Annotated in this window: 19 protein-coding genes; 8 read left to right on the top strand and 11 right to left on the bottom strand. The window is 62.2% G+C overall.

What is annotated here, in order from left to right:
* Positions 1–33: 33 nt before the first annotated feature.
* Positions 34–399, bottom strand: a complete 366-nt coding sequence (locus QMG80_RS06240; RefSeq protein WP_102938098.1) for a hypothetical protein — start codon at positions 397–399, stop codon at positions 34–36.
* 328 nt (positions 400–727) lie between these two features.
* On the opposite strand from QMG80_RS06240, the gene QMG80_RS06245 reads away from it, so the two are divergent.
* Both QMG80_RS06245 and QMG80_RS06250 read left to right on the top strand, forming a co-directional pair.
* Complete coding sequence (locus tag QMG80_RS06245) at positions 728–1,210, top strand: SH3 domain-containing protein (protein ID WP_158658761.1); 483 nt, start codon at positions 728–730, stop codon at positions 1,208–1,210.
* Positions 1,211–1,502: 292 nt separating this feature from the next.
* Complete coding sequence (locus QMG80_RS06250; protein WP_085772035.1) at positions 1,503–2,243, top strand: class I SAM-dependent methyltransferase; 741 nt, start codon at positions 1,503–1,505, stop codon at positions 2,241–2,243.
* Between the two features lie 435 nt (positions 2,244–2,678).
* Here QMG80_RS06250 and QMG80_RS06255 read toward each other — a convergent pair whose 3' ends face one another.
* The 3 genes from QMG80_RS06255 to adh form a co-directional block, all read right to left on the bottom strand.
* Positions 2,679–2,861, bottom strand: a complete 183-nt coding sequence (locus QMG80_RS06255; RefSeq protein ID WP_085772036.1) for a hypothetical protein — start codon at positions 2,859–2,861, stop codon at positions 2,679–2,681.
* A 153-nt stretch (positions 2,862–3,014) separates the two neighbouring features.
* Positions 3,015–3,398, bottom strand: a complete 384-nt coding sequence (locus tag QMG80_RS06260; RefSeq protein WP_085772037.1) for a DUF779 domain-containing protein — start codon at positions 3,396–3,398, stop codon at positions 3,015–3,017.
* A gap of 58 nt (positions 3,399–3,456) precedes the next feature.
* Positions 3,457–4,977 (bottom strand): aldehyde dehydrogenase, encoded by a 1,521-nt coding sequence (gene adh, locus QMG80_RS06265; protein ID WP_085772038.1) that lies wholly within the window; start codon positions 4,975–4,977, stop codon positions 3,457–3,459.
* Between the two features lie 1,091 nt (positions 4,978–6,068).
* Between adh and amoC the strand changes: the two genes are divergently transcribed.
* The 5 genes from amoC to QMG80_RS06290 all read left to right on the top strand — a co-directional run bounded on the left by amoC (position 6,069) and on the right by QMG80_RS06290 (position 12,140).
* Entirely contained in the window at positions 6,069–6,842 is a 774-nt protein-coding gene (gene amoC, locus QMG80_RS06270; RefSeq protein ID WP_085772039.1) for a bacterial ammonia monooxygenase, subunit AmoC, read from the top strand.
* Between the two features lie 197 nt (positions 6,843–7,039).
* Entirely contained in the window at positions 7,040–7,801 is a 762-nt protein-coding gene (gene amoA, locus QMG80_RS06275; protein WP_085772041.1) for a bacterial ammonia monooxygenase, subunit AmoA, read from the top strand.
* Positions 7,802–7,883: 82 nt separating this feature from the next.
* Positions 7,884–9,173, top strand: a complete 1,290-nt coding sequence (gene amoB, locus QMG80_RS06280; RefSeq protein WP_085772042.1) for a bacterial ammonia monooxygenase, subunit AmoB — start codon at positions 7,884–7,886, stop codon at positions 9,171–9,173.
* A gap of 234 nt (positions 9,174–9,407) precedes the next feature.
* The gene (locus QMG80_RS06285) at positions 9,408–11,132 is read left to right on the top strand and encodes an ATP-binding protein (protein ID WP_245299913.1); all 1,725 of its coding nucleotides are present in this window, start codon (positions 9,408–9,410) and stop codon (positions 11,130–11,132) included.
* 93 nt (positions 11,133–11,225) lie between these two features.
* Positions 11,226–12,140: a tetratricopeptide repeat protein gene (locus QMG80_RS06290; RefSeq protein WP_085772043.1), complete on the top strand. Its 915-nt coding sequence runs from the start codon at positions 11,226–11,228 to the stop codon at positions 12,138–12,140.
* 84 nt (positions 12,141–12,224) lie between these two features.
* Here the strand turns inward: QMG80_RS06290 and rplI are convergent, their stop codons facing one another.
* The 4 genes from rplI to QMG80_RS06310 form a co-directional block, all read right to left on the bottom strand.
* Positions 12,225–12,788, bottom strand: a complete 564-nt coding sequence (rplI, locus tag QMG80_RS06295) for a 50S ribosomal protein L9 (RefSeq protein WP_085772044.1) — start codon at positions 12,786–12,788, stop codon at positions 12,225–12,227.
* Between the two features lie 45 nt (positions 12,789–12,833).
* Positions 12,834–13,817, bottom strand: a complete 984-nt coding sequence (locus tag QMG80_RS06300) for a DUF2232 domain-containing protein (RefSeq protein WP_085772045.1) — start codon at positions 13,815–13,817, stop codon at positions 12,834–12,836.
* A 223-nt stretch (positions 13,818–14,040) separates the two neighbouring features.
* Positions 14,041–14,370 (bottom strand): TfoX/Sxy family protein, encoded by a 330-nt coding sequence (locus QMG80_RS06305; RefSeq protein WP_085772046.1) that lies wholly within the window; start codon positions 14,368–14,370, stop codon positions 14,041–14,043.
* A 5-nt stretch (positions 14,371–14,375) separates the two neighbouring features.
* The gene (locus QMG80_RS06310; protein ID WP_085772047.1) at positions 14,376–14,798 is read right to left on the bottom strand and encodes a GFA family protein; all 423 of its coding nucleotides are present in this window, start codon (positions 14,796–14,798) and stop codon (positions 14,376–14,378) included.
* 90 nt (positions 14,799–14,888) lie between these two features.
* Here QMG80_RS06310 and QMG80_RS06315 point away from each other — a divergent pair, with 90 nt between their 5' ends.
* Positions 14,889–15,278 carry a winged helix-turn-helix transcriptional regulator gene (locus QMG80_RS06315; RefSeq protein ID WP_085772048.1) on the top strand — a complete coding sequence of 130 codons (390 nt, stop codon included), beginning with the start codon at positions 14,889–14,891 and terminating at the stop codon, positions 15,276–15,278.
* 54 nt (positions 15,279–15,332) lie between these two features.
* On the opposite strand, the gene QMG80_RS06320 is transcribed toward QMG80_RS06315, so the two are convergent.
* The 3 genes from QMG80_RS06320 to QMG80_RS06330 form a co-directional block, all read right to left on the bottom strand.
* A complete protein-coding gene (locus QMG80_RS06320; RefSeq protein ID WP_085772049.1) occupies positions 15,333–16,307 on the bottom strand; it encodes a hypothetical protein in 975 nt (324 codons plus the stop codon).
* A 75-nt stretch (positions 16,308–16,382) separates the two neighbouring features.
* Entirely contained in the window at positions 16,383–18,113 is a 1,731-nt protein-coding gene (locus QMG80_RS06325) for a heparinase II/III family protein (RefSeq protein ID WP_085772050.1), read from the bottom strand.
* A 131-nt stretch (positions 18,114–18,244) separates the two neighbouring features.
* A complete protein-coding gene (locus tag QMG80_RS06330; protein WP_085772051.1) occupies positions 18,245–19,417 on the bottom strand; it encodes a site-specific DNA-methyltransferase in 1,173 nt (390 codons plus the stop codon).
* Positions 19,418–19,557: the final 140 nt, after the last annotated feature.

Here is a 19,557-nt window from a genome sequence, read left to right on the forward strand (position 1 = left end):
CGATCCCGGTTGAGCAGAATAGCGGCCAACTGGTCACGGATTGGGCTTCGTGAAGGCCGATAAGTTGGGACAGTGAGACGAGTAGCGGCCGGTCGCCTCGTCGAAACTCAGCTCCGAACAATTTCGATCGCAAGGGCATGGCGCGAGCGCCGCCACCGCGTGGTTTGTCAGAAACAGACGCAACACCAGCAAGAGACTAGCGGCTCGTTCCTGCACTCCAAGATCCAAAGCGGTGCGGAGGTCGCAAACGATGAGGTCGCGCACGACGTTAGTTCCTCTCCATAAATTGGAGAGATAGCTTCTCAATATTGCGTGAGTGGCTTCTGTTTCTGCCGCTCCGACGATGATTTCTTCCGAGCTGAGGCCCGTGGCCGCGCGGGTTTCTTCGAGGGTTCGCATTCTCCACCCATCTCGAACAGGATCGAACTCTAAGCGCAAAGGCCCTTCGCGAAAACTCGCTCTGATCGTGAGATCGCCGCGCAGTCTCAACCCCTGCAACATGCATTCCGGAAATGTCGTCGAGGCTGCGTATGAAACGAAGTTCCGTTTGGCCCCCCCCCGCGCCTTTCAGAGCCGCTATGGCCAAGCGCCCTGGCGGCCTCGTCTCAGCACGCGCGTTTCGCCGCTTGAAGGGTGAAGTTCGAAGCCTTAGCTATGCAATGTATTCCAAATGCGGAAAGCCGCGTTTGGGAGGGCAATGAAGCAACCAAATGACTGGAGGGGACAAATGAAAACACGGATGCTGTTCGCTGCAACCCTTGCCGCCCTGGCTCTTTCCTGCGGAGCGAACGCCGCAGAGTACGCAAGCCCCATCAATGTGCGCTCCGGGCCCGGCGGGAAGTGGCCGGTCGTCGCGACCATTCCCGCCGGCGTGGACGTGCAGGTTCTGACCTGCGCCGCCGGCTGGAAATGGCGCTGGTGCCAGGTTCAGGCTGGCGACGTGAAAGGCTGGGTGAAGGAAGTGGGCCTCGGACGGACTGGCGGTCATGCGGACGTCGCGGGAGTGGTCACGCAGGACGCGACCGCCTTGCATAAGGCTCCCCGTCTCTTCTCTCATGTCATCGCGACCATACCGGCCGGCGCCTCGGTCGACGTGGTCCATTGCGCGAGCGGGCTGGGTTCCGGTTGGTGCAAGGTCGGCTACGGCGGCGCGGTCGGCTACGTCCGCGGCGGGCTGCTCGCCCGCAACACTTTTGGCCTCCCCTTCTAGTCTTGGCGACCGCGCCTCATGCGTTATCATGAGGCGCGGTCCTTTCTTGAAGTCGGCGACCCATCGTCTTTCCAGACGCCGAAATAAAGTGCTGCGCGGGCTCAAGTTTTTCTAGAGCGCGATGCGAAAAAGTGGAAACCGGTTTTTCGCACAAAGCGCGCTCTAAACTTTTAGAATCGATCACGTTTTCTGCGTTCAGACGATTCCGCCTGAACGCAGCGTGATCTAACTGGACCGTTCGGCGCTTCTCGAGCGAAACGCTAGCGGTCCGACGGGTCAAGAGCGCCCCATCATGACGACGGACTATGATCCCATCGCCGAACAATATCGGCAAGCTAAGCGGCAACCGCATAGAACGCATATCGAAGCCTATTCCCTGATGCATCTCGTGGGAGAGCTCGACGGGAAGGCGGTTTTGGACGTCGCATGCGGCGAAGGATACTACACGCGCCTGCTGCGACGACGCGGAGCCGAGCGCGTGGTCGGCGTGGATCTCTCGCCCGAGATGATCGCGCTCGCGCGCTCACAGGAATCCGTCGAGCCGCTGGGAATCGACTATGTCGTCGGCGACGGAAAAGATCTGAGCTTCGACGAGTCGTTCGATCTGGTCTTCGCGGCCTATTTTCTCAACTACGCCCACGACGCCGAGGAATTGCAGACCATGTGCGCTTCGCTCGCGCGCTGCCTCAAGCCCGGCGGCCGCTTTGTGGGCGTCAATTGCAGCCCCTTTGCCGATTTCGCGCTCTGGCGATCCTACAGAAAATACGGCCTCGACTCACACGTCTCGCAGCCGCTGCGCGACGGCTCGCCCATTGTCTGGACCTTTTTCTTGGAAGACGGCGATAGCTTCGACGTCGAAAACTATTTTCACGATCAGCCTACATACGCGGCTGCGCTAAGCGCCGCGGGTTTCAGCGAGATTAGATGGCCCGCGCTCCAGTTGTCGCCCGAAGGCGACGCGGCGTTCGGCCGCTCCTTCTGGGCGGAATTTCTGGAGCACCCTCCGATCGCCCTTATCGAATGCGTCAAATAGCGGCGTCCCCCCGGCTCGCCGCCATCGATTTGCCGGGAGGCTCTTCTCGTGGGGCTCCCGAACTCTATCGAAGAACCGCCAAATGCATCAGATATTGGGCGGTCCCGATCGTCAGCGTCAGCGTGACGGCCGACAGCATGATGAAGACCAACGCTGTTTTGCCTTTGTCGGAGACCATCGCCATCTCCCGCAAACGCTCCCCCCTGCTCGCGCGATAAATGGGGCGAGGGAAGAGATCCGACAGGGCTTTAGAGCTGAATTCGCTCCAAATTTGATGTGGCGCCATTCCCCGTTCGTTCGAACGCTTCCTCGAGCTGGAGACGCGGTAGATCGCGCTTCGAGAGACCCATCGGCGTAAGCAACTGCGCGAGCGTGGACGCGAAACGGCGCCGAAAGCGCTCGTCGCAAACGGCGCCGCTCATGTCCGGTAGCTTCTCAGCTCTGATGCGGCCCGAGCATTTCTTTCAGCGCCGCTTCGATGCGCCGCCAAGGCTGCGCGTCTTCGTGCTTGCCTTTTTCCTCCAAAGCGCGCGCTTTTTGCGCCGCTTCGGCGACGGCCTTGTCGCCATGGGCTTCCATGAGTCGCCGAGCGTAATCTTGAACGTCGACTGCTTGCATCTCAACCTCCTCCTCATGGCGGCGCGTCAGCCGCGCCGCAAATGATGGACCGGCTTTCGGGTCAAGCCTGACAGATCGCTTAGATAGGATGCTTCGACTTGGATGGGAGGCTCGGCGACGGCAGTCGCCAAGGCCATCTTTCGCGGATGACGCCTATGCCTCTGCCGATACGCCGATTTCGACGGGCGCCAATTCGGCAAGCTCCGCATCCGAGAACACGCGGCTCCGCGTCAAGAAGCGCAGCCCTTCGGGGGCTTCGAGCGAAAAGCCGGAGCCGCGCCCCGGAACCACGTCGATGATGAGCTGCGTGTGCCGCCAGTAGTCGAATTGGGCGGCGCCCATGTAGAAAGGGACGGAGCCGACTTCGCCGAGCTTCACGTCGCTGGCGCCGATGCGGAACTCGCCTGCCGGATAGCACATGGGGGACGAGCCGTCGCAGCAGCCTCCAGACTGATGAAACATGAGCGGTCCATGCTGACGCTCGAGTTTCGCAAGGAGCGCCAGAGCCTCAGGCGTGGCGACGACGCGTTCGACCATGTCACGATTCTTTTCGGTCAACGCGGCGCGGGATTGCGGCCCGCGCCGCTCAGCCACGTTAAAAAAGGCCCAAAGCCTTGGGACTGTAACTTACCAGCAGATTTTTGGTCTGCTGATAATGATCCAGCATCATCTTGTGATTCTCGCGCCCGATGCCGGACTGCTTGTAGCCGCCGAAGGCCGCATGCGCCGGATAGGCATGGTAGCAATTCGTCCAGACGCGCCCGGCTCGAATCGCTCGCCCGCATCGGTAGGCGCGACTGCCGTCGCGCGTCCACAGACCTGCGCCAAGCCCATAGAGCGTGTCATTGGCGATCTGCAGAGCCTCTTCTTCTGTCTCGAATGTCGTCACGGAGACGACAGGGCCGAAGATCTCCTCCTGGAAGACACGCATGCGGTTATGGCCTTCGAGCGCAGTCGGCTGCATGTAGTAGCCTTCCTTCAGCTCGCCTTCGAGCACGCTCCGCTCGCCGCCAATGAGAACCTTGGCGCCCTCTTTACGGCCGATGTCGACGTAAGAGAGAATCTTCTCCAGCTGATCGTTCGAGGCCTGCGCGCCGATCATGGTGGCGGGATCGAGAGGATGGCCTTGCCGAATCTTGGCCACGCGCGCCAACGCCTTTTCCATGAACTTGTCGTAGATTGATCTTTGCACCAGCGCGCGGCTTGGACAGGTGCAGACCTCTCCCTGATTGAGCGCGAAGGAGGCGAAGCCTTCCAGCGCCTTGTCGAGAAAGGCGTCGTCCTCGGCCATCACGTCGGCGAAGAAAATATTCGGCGACTTGCCGCCGAGCTCCAAGGTTACGGGGATCAAGTTCTCGGCGGCGTATTGCATGATGAGCCGCCCCGTCGTCGTCTCGCCGGTGAAGGCGATCTTGGCGATCCGCTTGTTCGACGCAAGCGGCTTGCCCGCTTCGACGCCAAAGCCATTGACGATGTTGAGAACCCCTGGCGGCAGCAAATCCGCGATGAGCTCGGCGACGGCGAGAATGCTCATCGGCGTCTGCTCGGCCGGCTTGAGCACGACGCAATTGCCTGCGGCGAGCGCTGGCGAGAGCTTCCAGGCGGCCATCAGGATCGGAAAGTTCCAGGGAATGATCTGGCCGACGACGCCCAAGGGCTCGTGGAAATGATAAGCGACCGTGTCGTGGTCGATCTCGCTCAATGATCCTTCCTGCGCGCGAAGGCAGCCGGCAAAATAGCGGAAATGGTCGATAGCGAGGGGTATGTCAGCGGCGGTCGTCTCACGGATGGGCTTGCCGTTGTCGATCGTCTCGACGAGCGCCAGCGCGGAGAGATTGTCATCCAGTCGCTGCGCGATCTTGTTCAGCATGTTGGCGCGCTCGGCGGCGGGGGTCTTGCCCCAAGCGTCCTTGGCCTTGTGCGCGGCGTCCAGCGCCAGCTCAACGTCGGCGGCGCGGCCGCGCGCCACTTGGCAGATCGGATGGCCGGTGATCGGGCTGATGTTGTCGAAATATTCGCCGCCGAGGGGGGCGACCCACTGACCGCCGATGAAATTATCGTAGCGCTTCTTGATCGCGACGGAGCCTTTGAGCTTCTCGATTTCCTGATGCAGCACGGTTTCCTCCTCCCACCTTCGGCATGGTCTTAAGCGCTCCGGTCCCCGGGAGCTAGGCTCCGATGCTTCTGACGAAGATAGGCCCGTCGCCCGCGCACGCCCTCGCACGAGGCCGATGCCGGGAGGGCCAGGAGCATCGTTGAAGCGAGGGACTCGACCGCGCGCCGCAAGTCGTGGCTCAGCGGAAAATTTAGCTAGGGCGCAATCAGAGAGCGGCAAGGCGGAAGGAGACGAAGCTGTTGGAGCCAAGGATCAGGCGCTGGCCCTGTCGCGCGAGCCGCTGATCTGGGGCGCGCGACGCTTCCTAGAAAAAATCCTGGAGCCGTCGCCGGCTCCAGGAACGAGAAACCCAAAAAGCGCCGAGGCGGCGCGAGGCGCCCGGTCAGAGATTGAGCGCGCGGTTGACGGTCGGGATGAAGAACCAGAAAAGCCCGATGATAAAGAGCACCCAAAAGCTCACCCAGCCGAGTTCCTTGGCCTGATGCAACGCCATGTTTCTTTCCCCCTTGAGTTGGTGTTATCGCGCGATGCGCCCCCTCGCCGCCATCACAAAGGCGCTTAACGGCGAGACGAAACAGCAGCTCGCCATAGTTTGTGATATCCATCATGAAGACAATGTTTGTTAGCCGCGTCAAAATGTCACTCAATGTCGATAACAACGAGTCTCACACTTATATGTGTGTATTAAATTACGATACTATATGTAATAATGAGACGCCTATTTTTTGTTCATTCGCATATACATTTAAGCAGTCTTCAACTAAGGCCAGCAATCCCATATTAAATCGCTTTAAATGTCCTAATTTATTGTGCTTCGCGACACATTGTCACACGCACAAACAACAATTTCATGTTTTCCTTCCTTCCCGTGATGTTAAGTTTCCTCGGCTGCGAGACCACGGCGTCATCTATTGACGATGTCGAGGCGAGGCCTGGATTCCTAAGCTGAAACGGCGAAGGGTTTGGGTTCCGCGTCTTGGGCCGGATCGAGAAGTCTTGGAGAGTCCTTCGCGACGGCGTCGGGCGAATAATCGGAAATGGCGAGGCGATCGCAGGTTCGCCTCGGGGAGCCATCCCAAGGGAGAAAGCGAATGAGTATAACAACACAAAAAGCCGGCGCTGCAGCCCATGCTGAAGCCGACGTCATCGTCAATTATAAGCCTGCCTACATTGCGATGCTGTGCCTCGGCTTCTTCTATGTCGGCATCCGCATTTACGAGCAGTATTTCGGCTGGAAAGCGGGTCTCGACTCCTTCGCTCCGGAGTTTCAAACCTACTGGCTGAACCTGATGTGGACCGAGCTGCCGCTCGAGTTCATCGCTTTCTGCGGGATCGGCGGCTATTTGTGGAAGACTCGCGACCGCAACATCGACGCGGTCACGCCGCGCGAGGAGATGCGCCGCCTCCTGACGCTCGTTGGTTGGCTGCTCGTTTACGCCTTCACGGTCTATTGGGGCGCCTCCTACTTCACCGAGCAGGACGGCACCTGGCATCAGACCGTCATCCGCGACACGGACTTCACGCCGAGCCACATCCTGGAGTTCTACCTCAGCTACCCGATCTACATCATCGCCGGCTGGGGCGCCTTCATGTATGCGCGGACGCGTATTCCGATGTTCGCCAAGAACATCTCCATCCCCTTCCTGATGTTCTTCGCTGGACCTTTCATGATCTTCCCGAACATCGGTCTCAATGAATGGGGCCACACGTTCTGGTTCATGGAAGAGCTGTTCACGGCGCCGCTGCACTGGGGCTTCGTGTTTTTCGGCTGGTTCGCCCTAGCCGTGTTTGGCGTCACCCTGCAGGTGCTCGGACGGGTTATCGAGCTCAGCAAGGAATACGAGCAGGACGTGCTCAAGGTCTGAGCCCGAGGCGCGCGTCGCGCGCCTCCCAGTCCACTCCGGAAGCGTCGCCCGTGCTGCGGCGACGCTCCCTCCAAATCCGCAAACTGTTCAACTGCGCCGCAACACCGATGCCGCCGCTCGCGGGATCGACCGGGGAAGCGCTGTCTGAAAAGCCAAAGATCCGGCGGTCTTTGCCGGAAACGAAAGGGAGAAACATAATGTCTGTATCGGCTGCGCCTATCGGCAAGGCATGGAAGTCAAAGGAGGAGTTTCTCGGGTGCGTCATTTTGACGGACTGGATCCTCCTCTTCGTCCTGTTCCTTGTGCTGCTCGGCTCCTACCACATCCACTATATGCTGCTGGCCGGCGACTGGGACTTCTGGATCGACTTCAAAGATCGCCGCATGTGGCCGACCGTGGCGCCGATCGTCGCCATGTGCTTCGCGGCGGCCGCGCAGTCCTTCTTTTGGACTAAGTTCCGGCTGCCCTTCGGCGCGACGGTCGTCACGCTGGCCTTGCTCGTCGGCGAGTGGATCAACCGCTACGACAATTTCTGGGGTTGGACCTTCTTCCCGATCAGCCTGGTGTTCCCCTCCGCGCTGATCCCGATGGCCTTCTGGCTCGACGTCGTGCTGCTGATCTCTGGCAGCTGGCTCGTCACCGCGCTGCTCGGCTCGCTCGGTTGGGGCCTGTTGTTCTATCCGTCCAACTGGCCTGTGCTCGCGCAGTACCATCAGGCCGCCGAGATCGACGGCGTGCTGCTGACCCTCGCCGATCTGATCGGCTTCAACTACGTGCGCACCGGCACGCCGGAATACATCCGCATGATCGAGCGCGGCACGCTGCGCACCTTCGGCAAGGATGTCGTTCCTGTCGCCGCCTTCTTCTCGTCCTTCATCTCGATGCTGGTCTACTTCCTCTGGTGGAAGATCGGGATGTGGTTTGCCCGCACCGACTATGTGAAGGCGGAAGACATCTGAGAACCTCGAATTCGAACAAGACGACGCCGGAGCCGCGGTCGGCTCCGGCGAGGGAAAGAGAAAATCTAGGGAGACGTTGGATATGAATCTCGGAATAACTCAAATCCTCTCCAAGCTAGCGGGAAAGCGCGCGCTTCGCGCCGCCGCCTTTGGCTTGGCAGCGCTGTGCGGCGCCACGACGTTGATCGAGGCGACGCCGGCCAGCGCGCATGGCGAGCGCTCGCAGCAGGCCTTCCTGCGCATGCGCACCTTGAACTGGTATGACGTGAAATGGTCGAAGACGGAGCTCAACGTCAACGACGAGATGGAGATCACGGGCAAGGTGCACGTGTTCTCGGGCTGGCCCCAGGCCGTCGCGAAGCCCGAGGAAGCCTTTCTCAACATCGGCGAGCCGGGTCCGGTGCTGATCCGCAAGGCCTCCTTCGTCTCGGGCATTCCTGCGCCCCGCACCTTCTCGATGAGCGTCGGCAGAGACTATGAGTACCGGATCGTCATGAAGGCGCGCCGTCAGGGACGCTTTCACGTCCACGTCCAAATCAACGTCAAGGACGGCGGACCGATCGTCGGCCCCGGCCAGTGGATCACCATCAAGGGCGACATGGCGAATTTCGTCAATGATGTGACGCTGCTCGACGGCAGCACGATCGATCTCGAGAAATACGGCATTCCGTGGACCTTCACATACCACTTCATCTGGATGGCCGCGGCCGCCGTTTGGGTGATTTACTGGTTCATGCAGAAGGGCATCATCGCCCGCGGCTGGCAGGTCGCCGCCGGCAAGGGCAACGAGATCATCACGATCCGCGACAAGCGTTTCGGCGGCATCTGGCTCGCCGCGTCCCTCCTGGCGCTGCTGTTCTTCTACGCCAGGGCTAACGCCGAGTTCCCGCGCACGCTGCCCATGCAGGCCGGCCTGCTGAAGGGCATCGAGCCGATGGACGAAGAGATCCCGTTGGTGACCGCTCACTATCAGGGCGGCAGCTACAAGGTCCCGGGCCGCGAGCTTTCGATCAAGCTGAAGATCACCAATAAGGGCAAGGAGCCGCTGCGGATCGGCGAGTTCACGACGGCTGGCCTGCGCTTCCTCAATCCCGACGTCTTCGACCATCGTCCTGAATATCCCGAGTATCTCTTGGCGGAGCGTGGCCTCTCGGTGAGCGATCCCTCGCCGATCGCGCCCGGCGAAACCAAAGAGGTGACCGTGGTGGTGCAGGATGCGCGGTTCGACATCGAAAGACTGTCCGACCTCGCCTACGACACGGACAGCCAGTTCGGCGGCTTGCTCTTCCTCTTCGACCCGTCGGCCAAGCGCTACAAGGTCGAGCTCGGCGGCCCGGTGATCCCGCGCTTCCAGGCTGGCGCGAGCCTCTAACGAACAGAGATTTTCCTCGACATCGACTTGACCTCCCAGTCTCGGTGTCCAACTTGCCCGCCCGGTCTTCCGGGCGGGTCTTTTATTTTGGGGGGCCTGCTCCTTTCGGGGCCATCCAGCTAAGCCGACTGGCGCCAGCGTCGACGCCGTCCCGATTGTCTGCTTTATTGACTGGATCACGCTGAGTTCAGGCAGAATGGCTTGCTCGAGCCGCGACATTCGGGAAGACGCGCGATGGAGATGGACCGGGAGATTTTGGGCTTGCTCGGCCTCGCCCTCTTCGCCTTCGCGCTGGGGCTCGGCGCGGCGCTCTATCTCCTGCCGGGTCGCGGCGACTCCGGCGGTCAGAGGGAGGCGCTGCTCCACGAGATTCGTCAGCTGCGCGCCGCAGCCGCCGCTCGCGATCGCGCCGAAGCCGCCAATGAGGCCAAATCTCGCTTCCTTGCGACCGTCAGTCACGAGATCCGCACCCCGCTCAATGGCGTTCTCGGTCTGGCGCAGCTCCTTTCCATGACGCGGCTCGAGGCCGAGCAGGCGAGCTACGTGGACTCCATCCGCGACTGCGCGCGGGCGCTGGCGCAGCTCGTCGACGACATTTTGGATTTCTCCAAGATCGAGGCGGGCCGGCTTGAATTGCGCCGAGAGGAATTCGCGCTTGCGCCGCTCGTCGAAGGCGTCGTCGAGCTTCTCGCGCCACGTGCGCAAGGCAAGGGTCTCGAGATCGCGAGCTATGTCGCGACCGGGACGCCGGCGCGCGTCGTCGGCGATCCGGCCCGGCTGCGTCAGGTGCTCATAAATCTCGCCGGAAACGCGGTGAACTTCACGCAAGAGGGGGGCGTCGGCGTGAGCGTCGCGCCTGCCGCGGACGGCATGCTGCGTTTCGTCGTCGAGGACACGGGCCCGGGGATTCCGCCATCGGCGCGCGCGAAAATATTCGAAGAGTTTGAGCAGGCCGAGCCGCTCACAACCCGCTCGGGCGGCGGCGCGGGCTTGGGTCTCGCCATCGCGCGCCGGCTCGTCGCCAAGATGGGCGGCGCGCTTGCGCTCGAGGCGAGCTCGGAACGCGGATCCCGCTTCGCCTTCACTTTGCCGTGCGAAACCAGCCCGGTCAGCGGCCGCCGCCCGCTCGAAGGCCAGAACGCGCTGATTGTCGCGGCGAGCCGTTTCGAAGGCCCGTTCCTGGCGCGTTATCTCGAAGCGGCGGGAGCGACGGCGCGGATCGCCGCGAGCGCCCCGCAGGCGCGGGCCTTCCTCGAGACCGCGGCCGGAAAGCCGCCGCAGCTTGCGATCGTCGACTGCGCGCTGGGGCTCGAGGCGGCCGAGAGCCTCGCTGCGAGCGCTCGCGAGGCCGGCGTCGCGCGATGCTTCCTTCTTTTTTCGCCTTTGGAGAGGCGCTCCCATGGCGAGGCGGCGCTCAAAGAATTCGACGGCTGGCTCGTGAAGCCGGTGCGCGCCGCGACTCTCCTGGCAAGGGTGTTCCCCGTACCGAGCACGCCGAGAGAAACCTTGGCGCCGCGGCCTGAGCCGACGCTCGCAGGCCTCACGGCGCTCGTCGCCGAGGACAATGAGATCAATGCGCTCATCGCGCTGCGACAGCTGGAGGCGCTGGGCGCGGCGCCGACGCGGGCCGAGGACGGAGAAGAGGTCGTCGCGCTGGCGGGGGCGGCGCTCGAAGGAAAGCTTCGTCGCTTCGACGTGATCCTGATGGACCTCTTCATGCCCAAGCTCGACGGCCTCGATGCGACCCGCCGCATTCGATCGGCCGAGTCGCGCGCAGGGGCGGCGCGCACGCCGATCCTCGCGCTCACCGCCAGCGCATCGCGCGAGGACGCGGAAGCGGCGCTCGCGGCTGGCGCCGACGCGGTGCTGACGAAGCCGATCGAGCTTGCGACAATGGAAGAAGCGATTCGGGCTTTCGCCGCCGGACGCGCCACGATTGCCAGCGTGACCTCAAACTGAAGCGCTGGCGCGTCGCGTCACAAAAGTTTCGTTTCGTGGTGATCTAGCTCCCGCGCTCAAGCCCGCGGGTTGGATGGATAAAGGGAGACGCTGATGGCTCGCGAGAAGCCGCCGCTCATTCGACCGCCGACGCCGCTTTGGGTGAAGGGCGCCTGGACGGTCGCCGCGGCGCTCATTGCCGTTTTCATTTGGGCGAAGACCCGGCCGCCGGAAGCGCCCGTCTGCGACGCCGACATCGTGAAGAGCAATCTCAACGATCTCGTGAATGCGGCGGCCAATGAGACCGCTCTGGAGGCGCGGGCGTTCAGGACGCTGAGCTCCACCAGCAAGGAAAAGAGCTGCGCCGCCGCCGTCTCGAATTCGAAGGGCGTCGAGATCCCGATCGAATATTCGGTGACGATCGAGGACCGCGCGCCCAAGGTGGAGATCACCAGCGGAGAAGATCGCCTCGCTCCCCAAGAGGCCGATCCGCCGGCGCAAGCCGAAGCCCCGAAGCCGGCCGCCGAGGCAGAAAATTGCCGCGCCGGCGCGGAGGCGGAGGCTCGCATCGCCGATTGCGGCAAGATCATCGACGACAAAGACAAGAGCGCCGAGGCCCGGATGGAGGCGCTGACGCTGCGCGGCCAAGCGCTCAGTGAAGGGAAGGATTGGGACAAGGCGCTCGCGGACTTCACCGCGGCGATGGCGCTCCAACCCAAGGACGGCGCCAATCTCGCCCAGCAGTCGCCGATCTATGTCGCGCGTGCAGAGGCCTATCTCGGCAAGGGCGACCATAAGAAGGCGCTCGCCGACTTCAGCGCCGCTGTGAGGACCGATCCCTCGAATGGCGCCGCCTATCTGGGGCGCGCTTGCGAATGGGTGGCCGCCGGCGCGCTCGCCAAGGCGGAGTCCGATCTCAAGACCGCCGCGACCCTCGCGAAGGACCCAACCGACAGCGCCTGCAGCGCGGCGTTTGACGCCCTGCGCGCCAAAAGCAAGACAGCGGCGGCGCCCCGGCGCAAGAGATAGCGTCGGCGCAAGAGATAGCGTCGGGCCGAACGGCGGCGTTCGGGAGAGAGCCTTCGAAGGGAGGCTCTCTCATCGCCTGTCCGATTACTCCTCGCCGCCCGCTTCGGCGAGCGCCTGACCCACCTCGAGGCCGAGCTCATCCATCGAGGTCTCCTCGCGCTCCCGGAGCGTCGACTCACCGCGCGCTTGGCGCTCGGCCTCTTCCTCCGAACGAGCGACATTGACGGTGATCTTCACGTCGACTTCCGGATGCAGATGCACCGGCACGTGATGAAGCCCGAGCTCCTTGATCGGATGGATCAGCACGACCTGATTGCGCATGAGCGTGAAGCCGCCGGCCGTCGCGGCGTCGGCGACGTCGCGGGTCGAGACCGAGCCATAGAGATGGCCGCTCTCGCCGGCCTGGCGGATGATCGTGAAGGTCTTGCCTTCGAGCGTCTCGGCGACCTTCTCGGCCTCCCCCTTCGCTGCGAGGCTATGCGCCTCGATCTGCGCGCGCTGCGACTCGAAATGCTTCTTGTTGGACTCCGTCGCGCGCAGGGCCTTCTTGCGGGCGAGCAGGAAATTGCGGGCGTAGCCGTCGCGCACGCGCACGGTCTCGCCCATCTGGCCGAGCTTGGCCACGCGTTCGAGCAGAATGACGTCCATGGTGGTTCTCCTTGAGTTTTCGTATGGGTTGCTGAGCCGCCTGAGTCAAACGGCGCCGTCCGGCCGCGGCGAACGCGTGCTGCGCTCACGGAAGCGCAAGACGACGTCGGCCAGGCCGAGAATGGAGAAGAGCATCATCGGCGCGCCAAAGACGCCGATGCAAAAATATATCAGCCCGAGCAGGAGCACGCTCGCCGCGGAGCCGCGCAGCCAATAATGCGTCACCGCGAGGCCCTGGAAGCCGAAGGCGAGGGCTATGGGCGCCGCGAGCGAGAGACCCACGGCGCCGACCGGGCCGTCGACGAAGGAAAGCCCGAAGCCGATGACTAGCAGGACCGCCAACCATCGCGGCAGCGCAAGCTCGGCGGCGATGTCCGGCCATGTGATTTGCAGCATGCCCGAAAACTGCACGATCCTGGCGGCGAGCCAAAGGTTGATCGCCTGCACGAGAAGCATGTGGCCTGCGACCATCGCCGGCAGCGCCTGACGCATGACGCGTTTTATGTCCTCGGGATTGGCCTTTTCTCCGAAGACGCCCTCCGTCTTCATCGCCTCGATCGCAAGATTCATTTGTTCTTGCAAATAGGCGAGCGGCTCTGTGACCGTGCCGGTGGAGGAGAGGGCCGCCATGCCGATAAACAGCGCGACCGCCGCTGCGACCGCAAGCGTCTGCGCCGTCACGGCCCATCGGGCCGTGCCGCGTTCGAGCCAGTCGCGGCCCCGAAAGGGCGCGCCAGCGCAAGCATAACAAGAAAGCCAGGCCGGCAAAGCGACGAGCAGCCCGAAGGCCATGCCGAAGAGCGGATGCGGCCATATGCTCAAGCCGAGCGTTCCCACGATCGCCGCCGTCGCGCCCTGCGACACGCCCAGCGCAAGGCAAACGATCATGATGGGCAGCGGCGCGAGATGCGACAGCAGGAAGCCCTCGAACGAGCCCTTGCCGAGCACCGCGAAAAGCAGAGCCGCCGAGAGCCCGCCGCCGATCGCCAATGCGAAATTGGCGGGGGAATAGACGCTTCGATTCGTCACGGCGGGAGGGTTCCAGAAGTTGTCGCGGCTTGGCCGCAAGCCGCCAACGGAAAATGCGCCGGAACGGGGTCGCCGCCAACGCCGGGGCCTTTTAGGCCAGCCGGGGCTTCAGGGCAAGCCTTCGCGGAGCACGAACGCATCCGAGCTTGAAATTCGGCTTTTGCCAGGAGGCGGCTCCCCGACCAGCGAACGAAAAAGCGCCAGGTTCGGCCGATCACGCGTGCTATTTCGGCGAAAGAGTTTCAACAAAATCGACCGCGAATTGCGTATAGCTGGTAAGCTGAGCATCGGTGCGAATCGCCTCTGGGAGTATTGTTGCCCGCCCCTTCATAACCTTGCCCGTCAGATCCATGGGCATGACGCCTTCGCGCGTCAGCAACTCTTCGGCTCGCGTTTCGCCAACACGAAGAATAAGGTTCTTGTTGTGGACGCCGACGCACATGTTGCCGTTCAGGGTGAAGCAAACGCCGCCAAACATGCGGCGAGCTTCGACGTGCGGGTGATTAGCGAGAATAGATCGAAGGCGTTCAACAAGCGCGGGGTCGGACGCCATTCCGGCTAGCCCTCCATCATGGGCGGCATTTTTTCGAAGCGCGGCAGATTTGTATCGGGGATATCCCAAGAAGCGCCTCGGCTCGCGTAAACGATCATTTGAGGCTTGAACAGCTCGAGGTCATCCAGGCTCGACGCCCTGAGGAACATCAATTCGGGCATTGCGTCGTTCAACGAATACATCGGCGAGCCGCAGCGAGGGCAGAATGCCCGCGAGACCACATGACCACTGTCAGCCGCCTTGTCGTAGATGACTACATCCCCTGATACGGTCACCGAGGATCGGGGAACGGCGAGATGCGAACTATGGCCCGTCCCGCTGCTTTTGCGGCAATCGGCGCACTGGCAATGACCGGACATGAGGGGATCGGCGTTACATTCATAATGGACAGCCCCGCAAAGGCAGCGGCCTTGAAAAGCTTCTGACATTGGTTTTTCTCCTGAACTGTGCGTTCATGTCCCTCAATATTAGATGAGCGACTTGCGATTCGCAAGCCACTGTCAGTCGACGAAGGGCCCTTGAAAAAACTCAGATCGGGATGCCCGATAGCCACATCTTTGGATATTTTTGGCGACCGATGGACGCTTATCATCATGCGCGATCTCGCAATGGGGAAAACGCGGTTTGGAGATTTTTCTCAATCCCCTGAACGCATCCCGACGAACGTGCTGACAGATCGACTCATTCGATTGGAGGAATTCGGCCTTATCGAGAAGAGCGCTTATCAAGAACATCCCATCAGGTATGACTACGGGCTGACGCAAAAAGGAGCCGAATTGCTGCCAGTGCTTCAAGCCGTTTGCAAATGGGCGAATAAACATCTGCCGGACACATGGAAAACGCCGGAAAAGTTTCTCTTGCTGAAACCCTCAGACCTCACCGCCTTAAAGGCCAAAGCCGGCAAATAGGCAATCGCCGCGGACCCTGCGCATCGCTCAAGCGACCACCTTAGCCTCGCGCCTTCACTTGCCTGCGCATCTCTTGGGGCGAAAGCGTTTGTGTAATATGCTGGATAGACTCTTCCACTGGCGCTTGGCGCCAAAGGGATTAGACGAATCGTCAAGATGAAAGTAGAATGGCGCATGCGAGCAATCGTATTCTCCATCGAAATTGCAGACCTGTTTGTAATCCGTGAGCCTTACATCGTCGAATACGGGAACGTAACCACTCATATCGCTATAATACGTAGAATGACTGACCTCATTTGGTCCCAGCGAGGCAGAAGTCTCTATTGAATATGTTTTTTCTTTATAGGAAATGGTGATCACAGTGGATCCGGAAACAATATATTTTTTCTTAGCGCTCTGCTTTGATTTTGCCATTTCGTTAGCCGAGCGGTAGGTCAGGCATTGATGATTGTTTGGATCGCCAAACTCACCCTCGCCCAAAATTTTGTAGCATTGCCGAATATCAGTTACTTTTACATCCGCGTCGTTTTCGTCCACCAAGAAAACAGTTGCATAGTCGCAAGGCGAGTTGGGCGCATCTGACGGATGCGTTGCGCCGTCAGCCTGAGAAATCGCGGGCGGTTGTACATCATCCTTGCCGCTTGCCTGGCACTCTTTATGGCCGGCCGCAAGTTCAGGGTTCGCGCAATCGATCGAACCTTCGGAGGGCCCCGGTCTTTCGCGGTTGAAATATGCGCCGGCGGCGGTTCCTAGAACAAGAGTAGTTACGAGGAGCGTTGTCGTGACGAGGCGGTTCGGACTGCGGAAGCTTCCTGTGAGAAGGCGCTTTAGCACAAGGCCGACCAATTGAAACCCGATGAAGCCAGATAAGCCCATTCCTGCAGGCAGGACCCACTCCGGTTCGCTGCAATGAAAGACGCCGCATGTTACAAAGACATATTGGAACAAAAATAGGCTAAATATTGAGAGCGCGAAGAAGATCCAAAAGAGGCCGACCCCAAGGTTTGTCGTGAAGGACCCGCGCTTCATTCTGGCTCCTGTGAGAGGTTGCGCCACCCTTTAGTAGAAGCCGATGGCGCGGGTTCTTTCCTTGGCTTGGTCGATTTATCCTGGATCAAACCCAAAGATAGCGGGTCTACTGCCTTCGGCCTTTGCGCCGGCCGGCTGTGCAACGCGCTCAAACGACCAGCGCAGCCGCGCGCCTTGCGCGGCCTCCCCGCGGACGACGATTTGCGTCGTCGGGCGCGGTCCTTCCGGCGCGGCGCCATAGCGGCCCTCCTCGAGCCGCGCGGGGCCGTCGGCAAAAAATCGCACCTGCGCGCCGGAGGGCAGCGTCACCTCCGCGCTGCGCCCATCCTCGCTTAGAACCGCTTGCGCCTGCGGATGCAGGTGGAACCGGAGCGCGAAAGAATGCGCTTGCCTGCCGGCTTTAGCGCCGCGAACGGCCGAAAGCCGATCTTGACCGAGCAGCCGCGAGCCGTCGCGGCTCAAGATGAGCAGGCGATCGTGACGCAATCCGTAACGCCGCGCATAGCCGTCGAGATCGACAGAGAGCGCGTCGCCGAAGCGGGTCGAGCGCCGGCGCGCGCGTTTCGTCCGCCCATGCTCCAGGATGAGGCCGGAGTCGGCCTTCTCGGAGAGCGGCGCGATCCGGCTCGAGGATTGCTCGTCGAGACAAAGCGTCGAATGCGCCTGGGTTTCGCGCGCCGCTTCCCGCGCCGATTCGAGCGAGGGGAGCGGCGACCCGCTGTTGACCACAACCAGCTCGGGGCCGAATGAAAGCTCGAAAGAGAGCGCGCCGGCATGGGCCTCGCGCGAATATTCCTTTGGCGGCGGAGCGCCCGTGTCCATGATGACGGTCGTCCCGCCCCGCGCCATGCGCGAATAGCCGGAGGGGCGCGCATCCTCCAGATGCGGCTCTCCGGACGGCTCATGCGCGAAGACCGTGGCGAGCGCGCCGGGATTGCCCGCGCCCATTCCATTGAAGCGCGCCAGAGCGCCGTCGCCGTGCTGCAGCAGCCGCAGGAGGGAGATCATCTTGTCGATCGTCGCGGTCAGGGCCGCGGGGGGTTTGACCCCTTGCGCCACCATGAGCTGGCGGAGCGCCAGGAGATCGAGCGAGAGATCGAGCGTCGTTCTGGGATTGCGGCTGACATGGCCCCCGTCGGAAAGCATCTGCTCGCTCAACGCGGCCAGGAAGGCCTGGCGGGCCTGCGTTTTCAGTTGAGGGCTCGAATCCGTGCAGAGGGTGAACTCGAAAAGGGCGAGAGCGCAGAGCAGGCGATCGACGCCTTTCGCGCGTCTCGATGTCAGCATGGCGGCCAGGCTCTTTGCCTGAACGGCGAGGCCTTGAAGCAGCAGACGGGAAAACTGGGGCTCGGCGTCCTCTAGCAGGAAAGGCGCGTGAGCCATCAGATTGAGGACCCGCCGGGCGATCGTTCCAGGCTCCTGAGCCGCGTCGTCCGCTGCGGGTGAACGCATCTCGAGGAAATCCTGGACAAGCGCCCGGGCGGTCTTGCGCGCCCCCGGCGTGTCAGCGGCGCGCAAATGGCGCAGCCAGGAGAAACCGGCGAGCGTGCGCCGCCACGCTCGGCTGGGCGGCGTCAGCGCGAAGGGAGACTGGCTGCTCGTCTGCGCCAGCTTGCCGGCGAAGGAATAGACGCCGGACTCGAACTCCTTCGCGACCGTCGGGTCGGCCGTGCGCATGTCGGGAGCTGCGCCGCGCAGTCTCGTCGGAGTCTCGATACGGGCCTTCACCGATGCGCGGGCGCCGATCTCGCCGCCGCTCGCAAAACGCATCGCTCCCGCAAAGAACGTCTTTAACGCATGCAGCATGCTCGCCCCAAACCATCCCAAGCATTTGGATCTGGCGCGATGTCTTATCGCTTGAAGGGACGACCGGTAACCTAATCGCGGGCCGAATGCACCGGTTTTGTGACAGTGAGCGGCCGGCGGCGCCCGGAGGTCTATTCCGCCGCCTCGCGCAGGAGGTCGCGCGCCTGCTGGCGCAAATCGTCGATCGGCGAGAGGGCTCCGCTTTCCTCGAAGTGCCAGAAGGTCCAGCCGTTGCAGGCGGGTAAGCCTTGCGCCAAGGCGCCGGTCTTGTGGATGGAGCCGATGACGCCGCCGATCAAAAGCGTCCCGTCGGCGCGCACGGTCGCCTTGTGCCGTCGTTTTGCGTCGGTCAACGGCGTTCCCGGCGCGATGAGGCCGGCCTCGATGAGGCTCACGAAGGCGATGCGCGGCTCGGCTCGCTTGCTCGGCGCCGGCGCGAGCATATCCGCGTCGAGGGGCTCCACCGCCGCGATTCGCGCCTGCGCGGCGTCGATGTAAGAGGACTCCCGTTCGAAGCCGAGATAGTCGCGCCGCAGCCGCTTGGCGACCGCCCCCGTCGTGCCGGAGCCGAAGAAGGGGTCGAGGACGAGATCCCCCGGCTGCGATGCCGCCTGCATGATTCGGGCGAGCAGGGCCTCCGGCTTTTGCGTGGGATGGGCTTTGCGGCCGCGCTCGTCTTTGAGCCGCTCGGCGCCGACGCAGATCGGCAGCAGCCAATCGGAGCGCATCTGGCAATCCTCGTTCGCCGCCTTCAGCGCCTCGTAGTTGAAGGTGTAGCGTTTCGCGCCGGCGTCGCGCGCCGCCCAGATCATCGTCTCATGGGCGTTGGTGAAGCGCCGGCCGCGAAAATTGGGCATGGGATTGGTCTTGCGCCAGACGATGTCGTTCAAGATCCAAAAGCCCAGATCCTGCATGATCGCGCCGACGCGAAAAATGTTGTGGTAGGAGCCGATCACGAAGATCGTCGCTTGCGGCTTCATCGCGCGGCGCGCCGCGGCGAGCCAGTCTTTCGTGAAGGCGTCATAGGCGGAAAAATCCGCGAACTTGTCCCAATCGTCGTCGACCGCATCGACGACGCTCTGGTCGGGGCGCGATAGCGCGCCGGCGAGCTGCAGATTGTAGGGAGGGTCGGCGAAGACGAGATCGACCGAGGCTTCCGGCAAGGCGCGGAGCAGCGAGACGCAATCGCCGCGAAGGATCGCGTTGCGCCGCGCCGCGCCGGGCGGCCCGTCAGCTTTCGTCCCAGTACGCGTGACCTTTATCTGGGCTACAGGACGGGCAATCCCGACGCGAGCGGTTTGCATGAACTCGACACCACTTACGCTACCGACGCGATGGACTATGGCGGAACGAAGTAAAGGCCGAGTTTCGAGGGGTGTCGCGCATGCGTCCCTTTTTCGGACGGCTTTGTTAAAGTATCTCGATTTGGAGCAATGATTGACCA

The sequence above is a fragment of the Methylocystis bryophila genome (assembly GCF_027925445.1).
Classification (GTDB): domain Bacteria; phylum Pseudomonadota; class Alphaproteobacteria; order Rhizobiales; family Beijerinckiaceae; genus Methylocystis; species Methylocystis bryophila.

Coding starts and splice junctions, on each gene's coding strand:
- QMG80_RS06240 (WP_102938098.1), bottom strand. CDS start 399: ATGCGAACCCTCGAAGAAACCCGCGCGGCCACGGGCCTCAGCTCGGAA.
- QMG80_RS06245 (WP_158658761.1), top strand. CDS start 728: ATGAAAACACGGATGCTGTTCGCTGCAACCCTTGCCGCCCTGGCTCTT.
- QMG80_RS06250 (WP_085772035.1), top strand. CDS start 1,503: ATGACGACGGACTATGATCCCATCGCCGAACAATATCGGCAAGCTAAG.
- QMG80_RS06255 (WP_085772036.1), bottom strand. CDS start 2,861: ATGCAAGCAGTCGACGTTCAAGATTACGCTCGGCGACTCATGGAAGCC.
- QMG80_RS06260 (WP_085772037.1), bottom strand. CDS start 3,398: ATGGTCGAACGCGTCGTCGCCACGCCTGAGGCTCTGGCGCTCCTTGCG.
- amoC (WP_085772039.1), top strand. CDS start 6,069: ATGAGTATAACAACACAAAAAGCCGGCGCTGCAGCCCATGCTGAAGCC.
- amoA (WP_085772041.1), top strand. CDS start 7,040: ATGTCTGTATCGGCTGCGCCTATCGGCAAGGCATGGAAGTCAAAGGAG.
- amoB (WP_085772042.1), top strand. CDS start 7,884: ATGAATCTCGGAATAACTCAAATCCTCTCCAAGCTAGCGGGAAAGCGC.
- QMG80_RS06285 (WP_245299913.1), top strand. CDS start 9,408: ATGGAGATGGACCGGGAGATTTTGGGCTTGCTCGGCCTCGCCCTCTTC.
- QMG80_RS06290 (WP_085772043.1), top strand. CDS start 11,226: ATGGCTCGCGAGAAGCCGCCGCTCATTCGACCGCCGACGCCGCTTTGG.
- rplI (WP_085772044.1), bottom strand. CDS start 12,788: ATGGACGTCATTCTGCTCGAACGCGTGGCCAAGCTCGGCCAGATGGGC.
- QMG80_RS06305 (WP_085772046.1), bottom strand. CDS start 14,370: ATGGCGTCCGACCCCGCGCTTGTTGAACGCCTTCGATCTATTCTCGCT.
- QMG80_RS06310 (WP_085772047.1), bottom strand. CDS start 14,798: ATGTCAGAAGCTTTTCAAGGCCGCTGCCTTTGCGGGGCTGTCCATTAT.
- QMG80_RS06320 (WP_085772049.1), bottom strand. CDS start 16,307: ATGAAGCGCGGGTCCTTCACGACAAACCTTGGGGTCGGCCTCTTTTGG.
- QMG80_RS06325 (WP_085772050.1), bottom strand. CDS start 18,113: ATGCTGCATGCGTTAAAGACGTTCTTTGCGGGAGCGATGCGTTTTGCG.
- QMG80_RS06330 (WP_085772051.1), bottom strand. CDS start 19,417: ATGCAAACCGCTCGCGTCGGGATTGCCCGTCCTGTAGCCCAGATAAAG.